Here is a 385-nt window from a genome sequence, read left to right as displayed (position 1 = left end):
CCATTAAAAAAACAATGCAACAAGCCGCATGTGCCAAGTGTGACAAATCACACTCAGCATCCTTACTCTCTCCACCAAACCATGCTAATAAATGACGTAAAGCAGCACCGTGAAACCTGCTCCAGTGCATGCCATTACGCCAATTGTTTGCTCCGTACTTCTTTGCCCCAAACTCTAAAACTTTACCGATTTCAATCAGTGCTAACGGCGGGCTAATCCCTTAACAAAAAGTATCAACCACAATTTTTTTTTCTCCGGTTTGTGCCTTTTAAAAGTGTTTTTGCCTGCAAAACTCCGCATTTTCGGCACAAAACTTATTACCCCCAAAACCTGGACTGCCCCCACAACTTGGTGTTCTCTTTATCTTTGTTTTGCCCGGAACTAA

At 42.9% G+C, this 385-nt stretch carries 1 protein-coding gene; it reads right to left on the bottom strand.

The features are described from left to right. Window positions 1-217 (bottom strand): dATP/dGTP diphosphohydrolase domain-containing protein (locus J7R13_RS09770; RefSeq protein ID WP_246786353.1); only part of this gene is annotated, 217 nt, incomplete at its 3' end. Window positions 218-385 lie beyond the last annotated feature (168 nt).

It is taken from the genome of Bartonella taylorii 8TBB, assembly GCF_902825155.1.
GTDB lineage: Bacteria > Pseudomonadota > Alphaproteobacteria > Rhizobiales > Rhizobiaceae > Bartonella > Bartonella taylorii_A.
This window is presented reverse-complemented; position numbering and strand designations above follow the sequence as displayed.